The organism is Variovorax sp. 679 (assembly GCF_003952185.1).
GTDB lineage: Bacteria > Pseudomonadota > Gammaproteobacteria > Burkholderiales > Burkholderiaceae_C > Variovorax.
Window position 1 is genome coordinate 176,935 of sequence record NZ_RXFS01000005.1, and the last position, 17,663, is coordinate 194,597.

The following is a 17,663-nucleotide window of genomic DNA, read 5'->3' on the forward strand; positions in this document are numbered from 1 at the left end:
GGTTCAAGGATTTTTTCAGTGAGGGCCGCCGCGCACGGCCGCCCGAAGCGGCCGGCCCGCCCCCGGTAGGGGGTAGGCGGACCGACACGCAGTGCGGGTAGCCTGGGGGCGAGCAAACATCTCAGTGTCGGGTGTCGTGGGGGGGGAGGGCGAAATCGGGCGGGGTGTCGGGGTCTTCGCCGTCTTCGTCGTCCTCGGGCTCGGCCCAGAACAGGCGGTCGGGCAGCACGTGGCCCATGCCGGGGCGGAAGCCCGCGTCGAGGCAGCGGTCCATGTAGGCCAGCGCCTCGGTGGTCGCGGCCACGAGGTCGGTGCCGCTCGCGAGCAGGGCAGCCAGCGCGGCCGACAGGGTGTCGCCGGCGCCGGCGAAGACGGCCTCGAGCCGCTCGTACTTCTCGCTGGCGAGCACCGACTGCGGCGAGGCCAGCACGTTGTCGATGAACTGGTCGGGCAGCACCAAGCCGGTTACCAGCGTGTAGGGCACGCCGAATTCGCCGGCGGCCTTGGCGATGTCGCGCGCGCCGGGCGGGCGGTCGCCGTTCCAGTCCGGAAGAAGCCAGCGCCAGAGGGTGCTGTGGTTTCCAACCAACACTGTCGTCTGGGGCAGAACCAGCTCCCGGAAAGCGTCCAGATAGGGCTCGATCAGGTTCTCGTCCCACCACGACAGGTTGGGCATGTAGGCCACCACGGGCACCTCCGGATAGTCGGCGGCGGTTTCCGCGATGGTGCTCAGGGCCTCCGTGGTGCCGGCAAAGCCCACCTTGATCAGCTGGACTTCCACGTCCTCCAGGATCGAGCGCGCCTGCTCGGCAATGGCTTCCTCGTCGAAGGGGAAGTGGTCGAAAATCTCTGCCGTGTCGCGGGCATATGCGCCCGTGACGACCGGCAGGATGTGTGCGCCTACCGACCCCATGGCCAGGGCGTCGGCCCCCAGGCCGCCCGCACCGCTGGGATCGCTGGCATTGAAGACCAGCACGCAGGGGGGATTCAGGTCGCGTTCGGCCAGTTCGCCGTCGTCCTGCGAGGGGTCGTTAAGATCGCCCGGTTTGCGGGCGCTGTCTGCTGGAAGTAAGTAGATGGTCATACGCCGTGCGGAATCCCCTGGATGGTGGCATAGGCGCGACGTTTACGGTCTGCCAGTGAGATACGCATAGATACACTCGTTGCATTTAATGAACAAGGACTTTAAGCTCCGATGAATACGAAAACTTGGATGTGCCTGATTTGTGGGTGGATCTATGACGAAGCGGTTGGTGTACCGGAAGACGGCATCGCGGCAGGCACGGCCTGGGCCGATGTGCCGATGAACTGGACCTGTCCTGAGTGCGGTGCGCGCAAGGAAGACTTCGAAATGGTTGAAATCTGAAAGCATGGCATAGATAGAGCTACGCGGTCTGCGTCGATGTTCGGCGCGGCGGGCTTCCAAGTCTCATGAGCAGGAGCGTTTGCAATGGGCCCGAATGGATCAGGTTACAAGGTGCTCGTCATCGACGACAGCAACACCATCCGGCGCAGTGCCGAGATTTTTCTGAAGCAGGGTGGGCATGAGGTTCTTCTTGCCGAAGACGGCTTCGACGCGCTCTCCAAGGTTAACGACCACAAGCCGCATCTGATTTTCTGCGACATCCTGATGCCGCGCCTCGACGGTTATCAGACCTGCGCCATCATCAAGCGCAACGCCCACTTTTCCAACGTCCCGGTCGTCATGCTGTCTTCGAAAGACGGTGTATTCGACAAGGCACGCGGCCGAATGGTCGGTTCCCAGGACTACCTGACCAAGCCTTTCACCAAAGACCAGCTGCTGCAGGCCGTGCAGCAGTTTGGCACCGTTCAACAGGAAGCGCAGTAATGCCTATTCGAAAAATCCTCGTCGTCGACGACTCCAAGACGGAACTGGTGTTCCTCACCGACCTCCTCCAGAAGAACGGCTTTGCCGTCAAGACGGCCGAAAACGCCGACGACGCCATGCGCCGCCTCGAGGAAGAGCATCCCGACCTCATCCTCATGGACGTCGTGATGCCCGGCCAGAACGGCTTCCAGCTCACGCGCGCCATCGCCCGCGACCCGAAGTACGCGGCCATCCCGATCATCCTGTGCACGAGCAAGAACCAGGAAACCGATCGCGTGTGGGGCATGCGCCAGGGCGCGCGCGACTACATCGTGAAGCCGGTCAACGCAGCCGACCTGATGTCCAAGATCAGCGCGCTGAACTGAGCGAAAGCCTGCCGAGTCCATGGCGAATCGCGATGCTCTGAGAGCCTTCCAGTCCCGGCTGGCGAGCCGCCTGCAGGCCGCTCGTACGACGGGCGTGGCCGCCACGTGGCTGGCGGTCGAGGCGGGCGAGGGCAAATACCTCTTTCCGCTGGGACACGCCGGCGAGATCTTTCCCTGGACGCCGCCGCAGCCCGTGCCCTACACGGAGCCGTGGTTCCTCGGCGTTGCCAACCTGCGCGGCGGCCTCTACGGCGTCGTGCAGCTTTCGGCGTTCGCCACCGGCGTTCCAGTCGCGCTGGCCGCCACCGAGGCGGCGCGCATCCAGTCGCGGCTCGTTGCATTCAACGAGCTGCTCGAAGTCAACTGCGCATTGCTGGTCGATCGACTGGCGGGGTTGCGGGGGGCGGAGGCCTTCACGGCGTCCGAGCCTCCTGGCGCAGAAGCACCTGCCTGGCATGGGCATCTGTTTACCGACGCGGCGGGGGAGCGCTGGCAGGAAGTCAACCTGCAGGCGCTTTCGCAGCAACCCCAGTTTTTGAGTATTGGTGCGTAGCAGTGCCCCCGCACGCCGTACCGGAAACCACCTGAAGGACCGACCGTGAGCTCGATCGCCGACAAGTTCAAGAAATTACTCCCCGCGAACAGCGGGAACGACAAGGCCCGCGTCGATGGCTCCGGTTCGATATCGATCGACGATGTCGACACCGTCCAGGTTCCGGACGAGAAAACCGTGCGCCTCGCCAAGAAGGGCTCCGAGCCCGCCGACACCAGCTTCGGCGATGTCGACCTGCCCGGTGGCGGCGATGCCGCCAACGAGCCCGGCGCGGCAATGGCCGAAGCGGCGCCCGATGCTAGCGGCGGCCGTGCGGGCTCCAGCCCCGCGAAGCAGCAGCGGATCCTGGCCATCATGCTGGCGATCGTGGTGCTGTTGCTGCTGCTGGTAGCCGGCTCCGCCATTCTTCGCGCCGAACGCCTCGCGCAGCAGGTGGCTGCCACCGGCCAGTCGCTGATGCAGTCGCAGCGTCTCGCCAAGTCGATCTCGCAGGCCCTCGTCGGCAGCCCCTCGGCGTTCGTCGAAGTGAAGGACAGCGCGGACGACCTCTCGCGCCGCGTGCAGGGCCTGACCAACGGTGACGATTCCCTGCGTCTGGAGGCCGTCGGCAACCAGTACGACGAGGAAATGAACAAGATCAACCCCCTCGTCACCCGCGCCGAGGCCAGTGCCAAGTCCGTGCTGGCCCAGCGCCAGATCCTGACGCAGGTGGGCGCCGCTCTGCGCGACATCAACCAGCAGTCGTCCACGCTGCTCGAGATGACGGAAACTGTCGCCTCGCTGAAGATGCAGCAGAACGCCACGCTGCCCGAGATCTCCGCCGCCGGCCAGCTCGTGATGCTGACGCAGCGCATCGGCAAGTCGACCAACGAGTTCTTCACGGTCGAGGGTGTGAACCCCGACGCCGTGTTCCTGCTGGGCAAGGACCTGAACACCTTCCAGGAAACCACGCGCGGCCTGCTCGACGGCAATGCGCAGCAGCGCTTCCCCGGCTCGAAGGACCCGCAGACGCGCCAGCAGCTCGAGGCCATCCTGAAGACCTACGAGCAGATGCGCACGCAGGCTTCGGCCATTCTGGGCAACCTGCAGGGTCTGGTGGCGGCGCGCGAAGCGCAGGCCTCGATCCTGACCGACAGCGAGCCGCTGCGTAAGTCGCTCGGCGACCTGCAGGAAAAGCTCTCCGCCCGCACCGGTCTCGGCGCCGGCACCATCGTGCTGCTGTTCGTGCTGTCGCTGGCCGCCCTGGCACTCGCGGGCGCCATCGGTTTCGTGCAGGTGCGCGAAGGCCGCGAACGTGCCGCCGTCGCCGAACGCGAGCGTCTGGCTGCCGAACAGGCTTCCGACGAAGCTGGCCGCGTGAACAACGCCAACCAGGCCGCCATTCTTCGCCTGATGAACGAACTGCAGACAGTGGCCGAAGGCGACCTGACGCAGGAAGCCACCGTGACCGAGGACATCACCGGCGCCATCGCCGACTCGGTGAACTACACGGTGGAAGAACTGCGACTGCTGGTGGGCAACGTGCAGAACACGGCGACCCGCGTGGCACAGACGACGTCGCAGGTGGAAAGCACCTCGACCGAACTGCTCGCCGCATCCACCGAACAGCTGCGCGAGATTCGCGAAACCGGCCAGTCGGTGCTGACCATGGCCGAGCGAATCAACGGCGTGTCCACGCAGGCGCAAGAGTCCGCCACGGTGGCGCGCCAGTCGCTGCAGGCTGCATCCTCGGGCCTGCAGGCCGTGCAGAACGCCATCGGCGGTATGAACTCCATCCGCGACCAGATCCAGGAAACCTCCAAGCGGATCAAGCGCCTGGGCGAATCCTCGCAGGAGATCGGTGAAATCACGGAGCTGATCTCGGACATTACCGAACAGACGAACGTGCTGGCGCTGAACGCTGCCATTCAGGCCGCGTCCGCGGGTGAAGCCGGCCGAGGCTTCTCGGTGGTGGCGGAAGAAGTTCAGCGGCTGGCCGAACGCTCCGCGGACGCCACGCGCCAGATCTCGGCGCTGGTGAAGGCGATTCAGACCGACACGCAGGACGCGGTGGGCGCCATGGAGCGTTCCACGCAGGGTGTGGTCGAAGGGGCCAAGCTGTCCGACAACGCGGGTACCGCGCTGTCCGAGATCGACCGCGTGTCGCGCCGACTCGCCGACCTGATCGAGCAGATTTCGCAATCCGCCTCCCGCGAAGCCGATTCGGCCAACGTGGTGGCCGCGAACATCCAGCACATTTTTGCGGTGACGGAGCAGACCGGAGAAGGTACGCGTACCACGGCCCAGCAGGTGCGCGAACTGTCGCAGATGGCCGAAGAACTGCGCCGCTCGGTGGCCCGTTTCAAGATTGCCTGACAACAGATAGATAAGAACGGCGAGCATCCAACGTGTCGATTCAAACCCCTGCCACGGCCCCTCACGCCGGCAACACGCCGGTCACCGAAGACCTCGGGCCGCTGGCCTGGGTGCTGGGAGAAATCCAGAAATCCCTTGATGGTGTAGGCAAGTCGTTGCGGCGCTTCGTGCGCGAGGTGGATGCCGCGAGCGAGCCCGAGAGCGGGCCGCTGCAGATGGCCCGCCAGCAACTTCACCAGGCCGTCGGCGCGCTCCAGATGGTGGGGCATTCCTCGCCGGCGCTGGTGCTGGGCGCCATCGAATTCGCGGTGCAAGGCTTCATCGCCGAGCCGCAGCGCTGCACTGAGGCTGCGGTGCACAAGATCGAGCGTGCCGGCTTTGCCGTCACCGATTTCCTCGGCGCGCTGCTGGCTGGCAAGCCGGTCTCGTCGGTCGCGCTCTTTCCCCAGTACCGCGACGTGCTGGAACTGGTCGGCAACGAGCGCGTGCATCCGGCGGACCTCTGGAGCACCGCGTGGCGCTGGGTCGAGATCAAGCCGGCGGTCACGCAGGCGGCCGTCGCCTACGACCCGGCCGTGCGCTCCCGGCTCGACCGCGAGGTGCTGCAGCTGGTCAAGAGCGGCGACACGCAGGCCGCGCGCCGGCTGCATGCGCTGTGCCTGGGCCTCGGCCGTGGCGCTCTGCTGCCCCGCGTCGCCAGCTTCTGGACCCTGGCCGCCGGCTTCTTCGAAGCCCTGGCCACCGGGCTGATCACGCCCGACGCCTACGTCAAGCGCGCCGCCTCGCGCGTGCTGCTGCAGTACGCCACGCTTGCGCGCGGCGACAGCCTCGTGTCCGACCGCCTCGGGCAAGACCTGCTCTTCTTCTGCGCGCAGGCCGTACCCGCCGCCGGCGACGACGCAGCCACGCTGCGCACCGTGCGCCTCGCGTGGGGCATCTCCGGCGAGCAGCGCATCGACTACAACGCCGAGCAGTTCGGCCGTTTCGATCCGCTCGTGCTGCAACAGGCGCGCAAGCGCATCGAGACCGCCAAGGAAATGTGGTCGGCGCTTTCGGGCGGCGACATCACCCGCACGCGCCAGGTGGCCGACACCTTCGCGCAGCTCGGCGAATCGCTGCAGAAGCTGCATCCGCCGAGCCTGCCGATGGTGCAGGCCCTGACCCATGCGGTCGAAGCTTCCGTGCGTTCCGGCCAGGCGCCGGGCACCGAACTCGCGATGGAAGTCGCCACCTCGGTGCTCTACCTGGAAGCCGCCCTCGAAGACCTCGACCCGAGCGATCCCCAGCTCACCGCCCGCACGCTGCAGCTGGCGGGCCGCATCGAGCGCGTTCGCGCCGGCGGCCATTCCGAGCCGCTCGAGCCGTGGATGGAGGATCTCTACCGCCGCGTGAGCGACCGCCAGACCATGGGCACCGTGGTCGACGAGCTGCGCAGCCACCTGAGCGAACTCGAGAAGTCGCTCGACCAGTATTTCCGCCGCCCGGCCGAAAAGGGCCTGCTGCGCACCGTGCCGACGCAGCTCATGCAGATGCGCGGCGTGTTCTCCGTGCTCGGCCTCGACCAGGCCGCGCTCACCGTGCAGCGCATGCGCGACGACGTCGAGGCGATGCTCGTCAGCACCTCGCCGGCCGAGGAAATGGCCGGCTTCGACGCGCTCGGCAACAACCTCGGCGCGCTCGGCTTCCTGATCGACATGCTGGGCTACCAGCCTGCGCTGGCCAAGCGCCTGTTCGTGTTCGACGCCGATGCAGGCGAGCTCAAGCCGCTGATGGGCCGCCAGGCCGCCGACGCCACGGCCGCCGAGGGCGCAGCGCCCAGCCAGGCGCCGGCCGCCCCGGTGCTCAGCATCGAGGAAGTCGACGCCCAGATCGCCTCGAAGCTCGCGGCGCTCGCCGCGCCCAAGACCAAGCCCTCGCCGATCGAGGAATTCAGCAGCAAGGCCGACAGCTGGACCCACAAGATCTCCGGTCCGACCGCGCTGCCCGACACCGAGGTCACCGAGCTCGAAGAAGACGACCTGCAGAACATCTTCCTCGACGAGGCCCGCGAGGTGGTTCAGAACGGCCTGGCCGCCATTGCCGAACTCGCCGGCTACCCGGACGACACCGAAGAGCTCACGATCCTGCGCCGCGCGTTCCACACGCTCAAGGGCAGCTCGCGCATGGTCGGCCTCACCGAGTTCGGCGATGCCGCGTGGTCGCTCGAACAGGTGCTCAACACCTGGCTGGCCGACCAGCGCGCCGCCACGCCGGAACTGCTGGCAGGCACCGAGCGCACGATGAAGGAGTTCGGCGAGTGGGTCGAGGCCATCGCCGCCGGCTCCGCTCATGGCTGGAAGTCCGCACCGTTCAGCAGCGTGGCCAACGCGCTGCTGGCGGGCGAGCCCGTGCCTCCGCCGGTGCGCGTGGCCGATGCGGAGGCCCTGGCGGTCGCCGCGCGCCACATCGCGGCCGAGCCGCCGACGTACGCACCCGAGCCGCTCGAGGTGGCTGCACCTGCGCCGGTGGCGGCCGAGTTGCCGCCCCTGCAGCTGCCCGACCTGCCGGATCTGTCGCTGACGACGGAAGAGCCGGCACCGGCACCGGCACCAGCACCGGTCGCTGCCCCCGAGGCGCCGTCGCTCGAGACCGTGGCCTGGCAGGAGCCGGAGCCCGTGAAGGCCGCGACGCCGGAGGACGACGATTTCGCGTCGACCGACTTCATCGATTTCGAGGCGAAGCAGACCGACGAACCCCCGCCGCTGGTGCTGCCGAGTGGCGAGATGTTCGACTTCCTGGCGCCGCCCGCGAGAACGCCCGCGGTGGTGGAGCTGAAGTCGGAGCCTGTGGAGCCGCCAGCTCCTGCCGCCGAAGCCATTCCCGCCACCGTGCCGACCACGGCCGGCGAGCCCGATCTGCAGTGGGAGCCCGAACCGCTGCCCGTGCAGGCTGCCGCCGAACCTGAAGTGGTCGAGGCCGCGCCGGAGCCGCTGCATGCGGTGCACGTGGAAGAGCCGGTCGCCGAGCCCGAGCCCGAGCCCGCCCCGGTGGCCGTCGAGGAAGTGGTCGTGCCCATCTTCCAGGCGCCGGCCGTGCCCGCCGAAGCGCAGATCCTCGTCGCCGATGCCGTGCCCGAAGAACCCGCCACGGCAGCCGAGCCCGAGCCGGTCGAGGCCGCCGCGCCGCAGGAAAGCGCCGAGGACCAGGTCAAGGTCATCGGCCCGCTGCGCATCGGCATCCAGCTCTACAACGTCTATCTCAACGAGGCCGATGAATGGTCCCGCCAGCTCGCCACCGACGTGGGCGAGTGGGCACTCGAGTCGCATGAGCGCCTGTCCGACTCGACCGTTGCGCTGGCCCATTCGCTGGCCGGCAGCTCGGCCACGGTCGGTTTCCACAGCCTGTCCGGCATGGCCCGCCTGTTCGAGGCCGCGCTGCAGCACCTGCAGATGCAGGGCAGCGGCACGCGCGAGCAGGGCACCGTGCTGGTGGCCGCCGCCGACGAGCTGCGCCGTCTGCTGCACCAGTTCGCGGTCGGCTTCCTGCGCGATCCGGCCGAAGGCACGCTGCAGGCGTTGCGCGACATCGCCAACTCGCCGATGCCGACCGAAGTCGCCATGCGTGCCGAAATCCGGCCGCTGCAGCAGGTGGTGGTGAGCGAACCCGTCGCCGACGTGGCGCTGGACGATTCCGAAGACGCCATCGACCTGGCCGACGCGGTCGACGTCGACCTGTTCCCGATCTTCGAGGAAGAGGCGGCCGAACTGCTGCCCCAGCTCGGCGAGGCGCTGCGCCAGTGGGCGCACCACCCCGACGACAGCGCGCCGCGCGCCTCGGTGCTGCGCACGCTGCACACGCTCAAGGGCAGCGCCCGGCTGGCCGGCGCCATGCGCCTGGGCGAGCGCGCGCACCGCATGGAGTCCGAGATCGAAATCCTGGGCTCCCAGGGGGCCGAGCGCTCCGACATCGAGAAACTGCTGACTCGCCTCGACGCGCTCCAGGCCACCTTCGACGCGCTGCGCGCGGCCGACGACGCCACGCAGGTCGAGCTGGCCCAGATCGTGGCCGCGGCCACCGCGACATCGCCCGTCATCCAGGTGTCGCAGGCGGCGCCCGAAGCCGGTGTGCCAGCGAACGACGAAACCGTCGCTCCCGTGGCGAGCCTGGTGGACGAACCCGACGCAGCGGCAGCAGCACCGGACGCACCCGCGACGCTGCAGCCGCGTCCCGCGCCCGCACTGCTCACGCCCCTGCGCGCCGCGACGGGCCAGGCTGTGCGCATCCGCACCCAGCTGCTCGACCGCCTGGTCGCGCAGACCGGCGAGGTCATCATCACGCGTTCGCGCCTTGAGGCCGAGCTGGGCCAGCTGCGCGGTTCGCTGTCCGACCTCACGGGCAACCTGGACCGCCTGCGCCAGCAGCTGCGCGACATCGAGGTGCAGGCCGAAAGCCAGATGCAGTCGCGCCTCGCGCAGGCCAAGGACTCGCAGCAGAGCTTCGACCCGCTGGAGTTCGACCGCTTCACCCGCGTGCAGGAACTCACGCGCATGATGGCCGAGTCGGTGAACGACGTGGCCACCGTGCAGCGCACGCTGCAGAAGACGGTGCAGGCGACGGAAGACGACCTCAGCGTGCAGGCGCGCCAGACGCGCGAACTGCAGCGCGGCCTGCTGCGTACGCGCATGGTGGAGTTCGAAGGCATCTCCGACCGCCTCTACCGCGTGGTGCGCCAGGCCTCGAAGGACACCGGCAAGCAGGTGCGCCTGGACATCGTCGGCGGCTCCATCGAAATGGACCGCGGCGTGCTGGACCGCATGACGCCCGCCTTCGAGCATCTGCTGCGCAACTGCGTGGCCCACGGCATCGAGGATGCGGCCGTGCGCGAGAAGGCCGGCAAGGACGCCAGCGGCCTGATCGTCATCGACCTGCATCATGAAGGCAACGACGTCTCGGTGAGCTTCCGCGACGACGGCGCCGGGCTGGACAACAAGCGCATCGCCGAGCGCGCCCGCGCCCTCGGCCTGCTGGGCCATGACCAGGAACTGTCGGCCGAGGAGGCCACCGAGCTGATCTTCAAGCCCGGCTTCTCGACGGCGGGCCAGGTCTCCGAACTGGCCGGCCGCGGCATCGGCATGGACGTGGTGCGCGCGCAGATCGCGGCGCTCGGCGGCCGCATCGAGACGCACAGCACCCAGGGCGAGGGCACCACCTTCAAGCTGGTGCTGCCGTTGACCACCGCCGTGACGCACGTGGTGATGCTGCGCGCGGGCGAGGTGTCCATCGGCGTGCCGTCGAACCTGGTCGAACTGGTGCAGCGCGTGGGCGGGACCGATCTCGAGGCGGCCTACCTGCACAACAGCCATCCCTTCGGCAGCGAGCAGGTGCCGTTCTACTGGGCCGGCGCATTGCTGCAGTCCTCGACCCGCAGCGAGCATGCGGCGGCCAAGAACAACACCATCGTCGTCGTGCGAAGCGCCGCGCAGCGCGTGGCCCTGCACGTGGACGAAGTGCTGGGCAACCAGGAAGTCGTGGTGAAGAACCTCGGCCCGCAGCTCGCGCGGCTGCCCGGCCTGGCCGGTATCTCGGTGCTGGCTTCGGGCGCGGTGGCGCTGATCTACAACCCCGTGGCACTGGCCGCGGTGCACGGCGAACAGGCGCGCGAGCGCCAGGCCGCTGCGCTGGTGGCACCTGCCGCGAGCGCCCCGGCGGAGCACGGCGCACCGCAGGAACCGGTGCAGGTGCTGGCACCTGTGGCGCCGCAGATTCCGCTGGTGCTGGTGGTGGACGACTCCATCACCGTGCGCCGCGTCACGCAGCGCCTGCTGCAGCGCGAAGGCTATCGCGTGTCGCTCGCGGCCGACGGCCTGCAGGCGCTCGAGCGCCTTCAGCAGGAGCGCCCGGCGGTGGTGCTGTCGGACATCGAGATGCCGCGCATGGACGGCTTCGACCTGGCCCGCAACATCCGCGCGGACGCCGCGCTGGCCGAGCTGCCGATCATCATGATCACCTCGCGCATCGCCGAGAAGCACCGCGACTACGCGCGCACGCTGGGCGTGAACCACTACCTGGGCAAGCCGTACTCGGAAGAGGAACTGCTGCGCCTGGTGCGTGCGTACACGAGCGAACCGACGCTGGCGGCTGCCGCCTGACGCGTTCGCTTCCGGGTAGCGATGGAAAAAGGGGCCTTCGGGCCCCTTTCTCATTTCCTATTTCTGCAGCGCCTTCGCCCGCGCCACCCCGTAGCGCTGCAGCGTCTTCTCGCGTGCCTCCGCGTGGTCCACCACCGGCTTCGGGTACGTCTCGCCGAGCTTGATGCCGGCCGCCTCCAGCTCCACCGGCGACGCCATCCACGGCGCGTGGATGGCCGCGTTCGACAGCCCCGCCAGCTGCGGCAGGTAGCGGCGGATGAACTTGCCCTCGGGGTCGAAGCGCTCGCTCTGCGTCACCGGGTTGAAGATGCGGAAGTAGGGTTGCGCGTCGCAGCCGCTGGAGCTGGCCCACTGCCAGCCGCCGTTGTTGGACGCCAGCTCGAAGTCGTTGAGGTGCAGCGCGAAATAGGCCTCGCCGCGGCGCCAGTCCAGCCCCAGGTCCTTGCTCAGGAAGCTCGCCACCACCATGCGCAGGCGGTTGTGCATGTAGCCGCTCTGGTTGATCTGCAGCATGGCCGCATCCACCAGCGGATAGCCGGTGCGGCCCTGGCACCAGGCGTCGAACAGCTGGTCGGCGTGCTTGCCGTGGTGCCAGGCGATCTTGTCGTACTCGGGCCGGAAGCTCTTCGACTTGCCGCCGGTGTGCACGTGCGGGAAGTGCGCCAGGATCTGGAAGTAGAACTCGCGCCAGATCAGCTCGCTCAACCAGGTCGCCGCGCCGGTGTTGCCCTGCAGCGAGAGCTGGTGCGACAGGCTCGCCATCTGCCGGATCGACACCGTGCCGAAGCGCAGGTGCACGCCCATGTAGCTGGGGCCGCGCACGGCGGGGAAGTCGCGCGCCTGGTCGTAGCGGTCGATGCGCTCGAAGAAGTCCTCGAAGAGCTGGCCCGCGCCGCTCGTGCCGGTGGGAATCTCGAGCGTCGACAGGTTGCTTTTCTCGAAGCCGATCTCGCGCAGCGCCGGCACCGGCTCACCGTAGGCCTGCGGCGGGGGCACAAACGCTTCGGCGTGGCCGCGCACCGGGTACGACTTGAGGAAGAACGAATCGAGCTTCGCCAGCCAGGCCCGCTTGTAGGGCGTGAACACTGTGTAGGGCTGGCCGGTCTTGGTCATGACCTCGTCGCGGTCGAAGACGGTCGAGTCCTTGTAGGTGTGGAAGGTCACGCCGGCATTGGCCAGGGCGCCGAACACCTTGGCGTCGCGTTCCAGCGCGTCGGGTTCGTCGTCGCGGTTGGCGAACACGGCCTGCACGCCCAACTCGCGCGCCAGGGCAGGGATTTCCTGCGCCGCCACGGCGTGCCGCACGATCAGCCCGCCGCCCAGTGCGCGCAGCTCGGCCTCCAGCTCCACCAGCGATTCGCGGATGAATTCCACCCGGCGGTCGACGGTGGGCAGGGCGTCCAGGATCGCCTTGTCGAACACGAAGACGCAGAGCACCTGCCGGCAGGCCCGCAGCGCCCGGTAGAGGGCGGCGTTGTCGTCCACGCGGAGGTCGCGGCGGAACCACATGAGCCCTTTGGGATAGGTCTTGTCGACGGCCAGTAAAATCGGGGGCATATGGCCGCCGATTCTGCCCCGATGAACCTCACGCATCACTTTTTGATAGCGATGCCCGGGATGGAAGACAAAACTTTCAACCGCAGCGTCGTATACCTCTGCGAACACAGCGAGCGCGGTGCGCTCGGCCTTGTGATCAACAAGCCCAGCGACATCAACCTCAAGGTGCTGTTCGAGAAGATCGAACTCCACCTGGCCCGCCCCGAACTGGGCGAGGCCCCCGTCTTCCAGGGCGGCCCGGTGCAGACCGAGCGCGGCTTCGTGCTGCACGAGCCGGTCTTCGCCCAGGCCGAGAAGCCCGAGGAATCGGTCTACGCCTCGACCATGACCATTCCCGGCGGGCTCGAGATGACCACGTCCAAGGACGTGCTGGAGGCCCTGGCCACCGGTGCCGGCCCGCGCAAGGTGCTGGTCTCGCTGGGCTACGCGGCCTGGGGCGAGGGCCAGCTCGAGTCCGAACTGGCCGAGAACAGCTGGCTCACCGTCGGCGCCGACCCGGCCGTGATCTTCGACACCCCCATCGAGCAGCGCTACGACAAGGCGCTGCTGCTGTTGGGCCTCGAGGCCTGGAAGCTGTCGCCCGACGCGGGCCACGCATGAGCGCAGCCGTCATGCCCGACGCTCCTGCCCCCGCCGTTTCTTCCCCCGTTCCCGCCGTTCCCGTCCCCGCCCATTTCCAGAGCTTCCTGGCCTTCGATTTCGGCCTGAAGCGCACGGGCGTGGCCAGCGGTAACCGGCTGCTGCGCACCGCCACCCCGCAACCCACCATCAAGGCCGAGGGCGATGCGCGCTTCGCGCAGGTCGGGGCGCGCATCAAGGAGTGGCAGCCCGACGCCCTGGTGATCGGCGTGCCGTACCACCCCGACGGCGCGGAGCACGAGAACACCCGCCGCGCGCAGAAGTTCGCGCGCCAGCTGCGTGGCCGTTTCAATCTCCAGGTGTTCGAGGTCGACGAGCGCTACAGCACCACCGAGGCGCTGGCCTCGGGCGCGCGCGACGCCGACGCGGCTTCGGCCTGCATCATCCTGGAGCAATTCCTGAGGAGTATTCCGTGAGTTCAATTCCCGACGCCGAAGCGCTCTACACGAAGCTGCTGGCCGGCGTAAGGCCGCTGATGCGCCCTGAGACCAAGCTGGTGGGCATCACCTCCGGCGGCGCCTGGCTGGTCGAGCGGCTCCAGAAAGACCTGGGCCTGCCCGGTGCGCCCGGCATCATCTCCTCGGCCATGCACCGCGACGACTTCTCGCGCCGCGGCCTCTCGGCCAGCGCGCAGACCGCGCTGCCCTTCGATGTGAACGGCGCCGACGTGCTGCTGCTCGACGACGTGCTCTACACCGGCCGCACCATCCGCGCGGTGCTCAACGAGCTGTTCGACTTCGGCCGCCCGGCCAGCGTGCGCCTCGCGGTGCTGGTGGACCGCGGCGGCCGCGAGCTGCCGGTGGCCGCCGATTTCGCCGCGACGACGCTCACGCTGCCGAATTCCCAGCTGCTGGCCCTGGCCCGCGCAGCCGACGGCGCATTCAGCCTCAAGGTGGAGGAAAGCAAGTAATGCTCTACAAGCGAAACCCCCAGCTCAACAAGAACGGCGAGCTGATCCACCTGCTGTCGATCGAGGGCCTGCCCAAGGACATCGTCACGCACATCCTCGACACGGCCGCCAACTTCACGAGCGTGAGCGACCGCGAGGTGAAGAAGGTGCCGCTCTTGCGCGGCAAGAGCGTGTTCAACCTGTTCTTCGAGAACAGCACCCGCACGCGCACCACCTTCGAGATCGCGGCCAAGCGCCTGAGCGCCGACGTCATCAACCTCGACATCGCGCGCTCCTCGGCCACCAAGGGCGAGTCGCTGCTCGACACCATCGCCAACCTGAGCGCGATGGCCGCCGACCTGTTCGTGGTGCGCCACAGCGAGTCGGGCGCGCCCTACCTGATCGCGCAGCACGTCGCGCCGCACGTGCACGTGGTGAATGCCGGCGACGGCCGCCACGCGCACCCGACGCAGGGGCTGCTCGACATGTACACGATCCGCCACTACAAGAAGGACTTCTCGAATCTCACGGTCGCCATCGTCGGCGACGTGCTGCATTCGCGCGTGGCGCGCTCCGACATCCATGCGCTCACCACGCTGGGCTGCGCCGAAGTGCGCGTGGTCGGCCCGAAGACCCTGGTGCCCGGCGACATGGCCGGCATGGGCGTGCGCGTGTGCCACACGCTCGAGGAAGGCATCAAGGACTGCGACGTCGTCATCATGCTGCGCCTGCAGAACGAGCGCATGAGCGGCGCGCTGCTGCCTTCGTCGCAGGAGTTCTTCAAGACCTTCGGCCTCACGCAGGAAAAGCTGCAGCTGGCCAAGCCAGACGCCATCGTGATGCACCCCGGCCCCATCAACCGTGGCGTGGAGATCGACTCCGCCGTGGTCGACGGCAAGCAGAGCGTGATCCTTCCGCAGGTCACTTTCGGTATCGCCGTCCGCATGGCGGTGATGAGCATCGTCGCAGGTAACGAAGCATAGAAATGTTGCTCGCCCCCAGTCTTCGCGCACTTCGTGTCGCTTCGCCAACCCCCTGTCGGGGGCAACACCAGTGGCCCGGCGCAGCCGGTTCCACGGTGTTTCCCGAAAAGGCCATGACCGTCACTGGAAGTACAGACGCATGAACATCCACATCACCAACGGTCGCGTCGTCGATCCCGCGTCGGGCACCGACAGGAAGGCCGACATCGCCGTCGCCGACGGGAAGATCGCCGGCATCGGCAACAGCATTCCCGCCGGCTTCAAGGCCGAGCGCACCATCGACGCCACGGGCTGCATCGTCGTCCCAGGCCTCGTCGACCTGGCCGCACGCTTGCGCGAACCTGGCTACGAGCACGAAGGCATGCTCGAGAGCGAGATGGCCGCGGCCATCGCCGGCGGCGTCACCAGCCTCGTGTGCCCGCCCGACACCGATCCGGTGCTCGACGAGCCCGGCCTGGTCGAGATGCTCAAGTTCCGCGCCGAGAAGCTGCAGGCCGCACGCCTGTTCCCGCTGGGCGCGCTCACGCGCGGCCTGGCCGGCGGCGTGCTGACCGAGATGGCCGAACTCACCGAGGCCGGCTGCATCGGCTTCGGCCAGGCCGACGTGCCGCTGGCCGACACGCAGGTGCTGCAGCGCGCGCTGTCGTACGCCAGCACCTTCGGCTACACCGTATGGCTGCGTCCGCAGGACCGCGACCTCGGCAAGGGCGTCGCCGCCAGCGGCCCGCTGGCCACGCGGCTGGGCCTCGCGGGCGTGCCCGTGCTGGCCGAGACCATCGCCATCTTCACCATCGTCGAGCTGATGAAGGCCACCGGCGCGCGCGTGCACCTGTGTCGCATCTCCAGCGCGCGCGGCGTGGCGCTGGTGCGCGAAGCCAAGGCGCAGGGCCTGCCGCTGACCTGCGACGTCAGCATCAACTCGCTGCATCTGGCGGACACCGACATCGGCTACTTCGACAGCCGCGCGCGCCTGAACCCGCCGCTGCGCCAGCAGGGCGACCGCGACGCGCTCTCGGCCGCGCTGGCCGACGGCACCATCGACGCGCTGGTGTCCGACCACACGCCGGTCGAGGCCGACGCCAAGACGCTGCCCTTCGCCGAGAGCGAGGCGGGCGCCACCGGGCTCGAACTGCTGCTGCCGCTCGCGCTGCAGTGGGGCGAGCGCAGCGGCGCGGGCATTGCGCGCGCCATCGAGGTCGTCACCTCCGCGCCCGCGCGCCTGCTGAGCGCCGCCGACGCGGGCACCGGCATCGGCCGCCTGCAGGAAGGCGGCGTCGCCGACCTGTGCATTGCCGACCCCGCGCTCGAATGGCAGGTGCTGCCCGATGCGCTCAGGAGCCAGGGCAAGCACACGCCGTTCGCAAGCTATCCGCTGCAGGGCCGCGCGCGCCACACGCTGGTCGCTGGTCGCGTCGTCCACGGATAGAAATGACGCACACCCCCAGTCTTCGCGCACTTCGTGTCGCTTCGCCAACCCCCTTGCAGGGGGCAACACCGGCGGCCCGGCAAAGCCGGTTCCGCGGTGTTCCGCGAACATTCATCGGGGCAGCCGAAAGGGCGCTCGTCCGATGCTTCATTCGCTGAAAGCCTGCTGGCGCCTGTCGCGTGCCGTGGCGCACGCGGCCTCGGGCTGGTGGACGATCCGCTTCACCTTCCCGAGCCTCTCGCAGGCCGAGCGCAACGCGCGCGTGCAGGCATGGTCCCGGCGCATGCTGGAGCTCATGGGCATCACGCTCGTGGTGCAGGGCACGCCGCCGCCGGGCGGGCCGGTGCTGCTGATCTGCAACCACCTCTCGTGGCTCGACATCACCACCATCCATGCCGCGCGCCATGTGCGCTTCGTCTCGAAGTCGGACGTGAAGAGCTGGCCGCTGATCGGCACGCTGTCCAACGGCTCGGGCACGCTCTACATCGAGCGCGAACGCCGCCGCGACGCACTGCGCGTGGTGCATCACATGACCGAGGCGCTGCGCAACGGCGACCTGATCGGCGTGTTCCCCGAAGGCACGACCAGCGATGGCCGCGGCCTGCTGCCCTTTCATGCGAACCTGCTGCAGGCGTCGATCTCCTCGGGCGCGCCCGTGCTGCCCGCCGCGCTGCGCTTTGCCGACGCCGCCACCGGCGAGACCAGCCAGGCACCGCGCTACATCGACGACGACAGCCTCGTCATGTCGCTGTGGAACACGTTGCGCGCGCCCCCGCTGCTGGCCATCGTGCGCTTCGGCGAGCCGCAGGATCCGCACGGCCGCGATCGCCGCGATTGGGCGCAGTCGCTGCATGAGGACGTGCAGCAGCTGCGCCGCGAGACGCACTGACCGTTCCCCGGAACCAAAGGAAAAGGCGCT

Annotated in this window: 14 protein-coding genes; 12 read left to right on the forward strand and 2 right to left on the reverse strand. The window is 68.4% G+C overall.

All coding sequences use genetic code 11. From position 1 onward, the window contains the following. Positions 1-121: 121 nt before the first annotated feature. On the reverse strand, positions 122-1,084 hold the full coding sequence (locus EJO71_RS14085; protein ID WP_125949466.1) for a bifunctional hydroxymethylpyrimidine kinase/phosphomethylpyrimidine kinase: 963 nt from the start codon (positions 1,082-1,084) through the stop codon (positions 122-124). Between the two features lie 111 nt (positions 1,085-1,195). Here EJO71_RS14085 and EJO71_RS14090 point away from each other — a divergent pair, with 111 nt between their 5' ends. The 6 genes from EJO71_RS14090 to EJO71_RS14115 all read left to right on the forward strand — a co-directional run bounded on the left by EJO71_RS14090 (position 1,196) and on the right by EJO71_RS14115 (position 11,250). Next, on the forward strand, positions 1,196-1,366 hold the full coding sequence (locus EJO71_RS14090) for a rubredoxin (protein WP_007838397.1): 171 nt from the start codon (positions 1,196-1,198) through the stop codon (positions 1,364-1,366). An 84-nt stretch (positions 1,367-1,450) separates the two neighbouring features. Beyond that, positions 1,451-1,849: a response regulator gene (locus EJO71_RS14095; protein ID WP_019656274.1), complete on the forward strand. Its 399-nt coding sequence runs from the start codon at positions 1,451-1,453 to the stop codon at positions 1,847-1,849. After that, complete coding sequence (locus tag EJO71_RS14100) at positions 1,849-2,214, forward strand: response regulator (protein ID WP_081271090.1); 366 nt, start codon at positions 1,849-1,851, stop codon at positions 2,212-2,214. Before EJO71_RS14095 ends, EJO71_RS14100 begins: the two co-directional genes overlap by 1 nt. A gap of 19 nt (positions 2,215-2,233) precedes the next feature. Next, a complete protein-coding gene (locus EJO71_RS14105; protein ID WP_125949465.1) occupies positions 2,234-2,767 on the forward strand; it encodes a chemotaxis protein CheW in 534 nt (177 codons plus the stop codon). A gap of 45 nt (positions 2,768-2,812) precedes the next feature. Next, positions 2,813-5,122: a methyl-accepting chemotaxis protein gene (locus EJO71_RS14110; protein ID WP_125949464.1), complete on the forward strand. Its 2,310-nt coding sequence runs from the start codon at positions 2,813-2,815 to the stop codon at positions 5,120-5,122. Positions 5,123-5,154: 32 nt separating this feature from the next. After that, positions 5,155-11,250, forward strand: a complete 6,096-nt coding sequence (locus EJO71_RS14115) for an Hpt domain-containing protein (RefSeq protein WP_125949463.1) — start codon at positions 5,155-5,157, stop codon at positions 11,248-11,250. Between the two features lie 57 nt (positions 11,251-11,307). Here the strand turns inward: EJO71_RS14115 and EJO71_RS14120 are convergent, their stop codons facing one another. Next, the gene (locus EJO71_RS14120; RefSeq protein ID WP_125949462.1) at positions 11,308-12,807 is read right to left on the reverse strand and encodes a deoxyribodipyrimidine photo-lyase; all 1,500 of its coding nucleotides are present in this window, start codon (positions 12,805-12,807) and stop codon (positions 11,308-11,310) included. Between EJO71_RS14120 and EJO71_RS14125 the strand changes: the two genes are divergently transcribed. From EJO71_RS14125 to EJO71_RS14150, 6 genes are all read left to right on the forward strand, one after another. After that, positions 12,808-13,407 (forward strand): YqgE/AlgH family protein, encoded by a 600-nt coding sequence (locus tag EJO71_RS14125; protein WP_125949461.1) that lies wholly within the window; start codon positions 12,808-12,810, stop codon positions 13,405-13,407. It begins immediately after the preceding gene. A gap of 11 nt (positions 13,408-13,418) precedes the next feature. Further along, positions 13,419-13,862, forward strand: a complete 444-nt coding sequence (ruvX, locus tag EJO71_RS14130; RefSeq protein ID WP_125949641.1) for a Holliday junction resolvase RuvX — start codon at positions 13,419-13,421, stop codon at positions 13,860-13,862. Next, on the forward strand, positions 13,859-14,356 hold the full coding sequence (gene pyrR, locus EJO71_RS14135; protein ID WP_125949460.1) for a bifunctional pyr operon transcriptional regulator/uracil phosphoribosyltransferase PyrR: 498 nt from the start codon (positions 13,859-13,861) through the stop codon (positions 14,354-14,356). The genes ruvX and pyrR overlap by 4 nt, the downstream gene beginning before the upstream one ends. Continuing rightward, on the forward strand, positions 14,356-15,318 hold the full coding sequence (locus EJO71_RS14140; RefSeq protein ID WP_019656265.1) for an aspartate carbamoyltransferase catalytic subunit: 963 nt from the start codon (positions 14,356-14,358) through the stop codon (positions 15,316-15,318). The genes pyrR and EJO71_RS14140 overlap by 1 nt, the downstream gene beginning before the upstream one ends. 139 nt (positions 15,319-15,457) lie before the next feature. Next, positions 15,458-16,744 (forward strand): dihydroorotase, encoded by a 1,287-nt coding sequence (locus tag EJO71_RS14145; protein WP_125949459.1) that lies wholly within the window; start codon positions 15,458-15,460, stop codon positions 16,742-16,744. Positions 16,745-16,886: 142 nt separating this feature from the next. Further along, positions 16,887-17,633, forward strand: coding sequence for a lysophospholipid acyltransferase family protein (locus tag EJO71_RS14150; protein ID WP_125949458.1), 747 nt, complete (start codon positions 16,887-16,889; stop codon positions 17,631-17,633). Positions 17,634-17,663 lie beyond the last annotated feature (30 nt).

Excerpts from the sequence above, each read along its gene's own strand:
- EJO71_RS14085 (WP_125949466.1), bottom strand. The coding sequence starts at position 1,084 with ATGACCATCTACTTACTTCCAGCAGACAGCGCCCGCAAACCGGGCGAT.
- EJO71_RS14090 (WP_007838397.1), top strand. The coding sequence starts at position 1,196 with ATGAATACGAAAACTTGGATGTGCCTGATTTGTGGGTGGATCTATGAC.
- EJO71_RS14095 (WP_019656274.1), top strand. The coding sequence starts at position 1,451 with ATGGGCCCGAATGGATCAGGTTACAAGGTGCTCGTCATCGACGACAGC.
- EJO71_RS14100 (WP_081271090.1), top strand. The coding sequence starts at position 1,849 with ATGCCTATTCGAAAAATCCTCGTCGTCGACGACTCCAAGACGGAACTG.
- EJO71_RS14105 (WP_125949465.1), top strand. The coding sequence starts at position 2,234 with ATGGCGAATCGCGATGCTCTGAGAGCCTTCCAGTCCCGGCTGGCGAGC.
- EJO71_RS14120 (WP_125949462.1), bottom strand. The coding sequence starts at position 12,807 with ATGCCCCCGATTTTACTGGCCGTCGACAAGACCTATCCCAAAGGGCTC.
- EJO71_RS14125 (WP_125949461.1), top strand. The coding sequence starts at position 12,808 with ATGGCCGCCGATTCTGCCCCGATGAACCTCACGCATCACTTTTTGATA.
- ruvX (WP_125949641.1), top strand. The coding sequence starts at position 13,419 with ATGCCCGACGCTCCTGCCCCCGCCGTTTCTTCCCCCGTTCCCGCCGTT.
- EJO71_RS14140 (WP_019656265.1), top strand. The coding sequence starts at position 14,356 with ATGCTCTACAAGCGAAACCCCCAGCTCAACAAGAACGGCGAGCTGATC.
- EJO71_RS14145 (WP_125949459.1), top strand. The coding sequence starts at position 15,458 with ATGAACATCCACATCACCAACGGTCGCGTCGTCGATCCCGCGTCGGGC.
- EJO71_RS14150 (WP_125949458.1), top strand. The coding sequence starts at position 16,887 with ATGCTTCATTCGCTGAAAGCCTGCTGGCGCCTGTCGCGTGCCGTGGCG.